The 242-nt window shown below is 63.2% G+C and carries 1 protein-coding gene; it reads left to right on the forward strand.

From position 1 onward, the window contains the following. Nucleotides 1–242 (forward strand): hypothetical protein (locus tag H9S92_RS00140; protein ID WP_187464706.1); only part of this gene is annotated, 242 nt, incomplete at both ends.

Genomic DNA, 242 nt, shown 5'->3' on the forward strand with positions numbered 1-242 from the left:
GTGTACTTCGAGCAGTGTGGCGTAGCCAACCCGACGCGGGCCAACTACCCCGCTCCGCGCCTGATGACGCCGACCTTCCGTGGCGACTACCCCGTACTGAACATCGGTGGCCGCATCTTCGGTCTCCGCTCCGGCGAAGCGATCTGTAACATCGGCGTGACCTACGCCGACGGCGAGGCGATCGTGACCTGCCCCTTCACCTACAAGTTTGTGCGGACCTACACGGTCATCGACTGGTGCAA

Origin of the sequence: Neolewinella lacunae (assembly GCF_014349155.1) — a bacterium.
GTDB lineage: Bacteria > Bacteroidota > Bacteroidia > Chitinophagales > Saprospiraceae > Neolewinella > Neolewinella lacunae.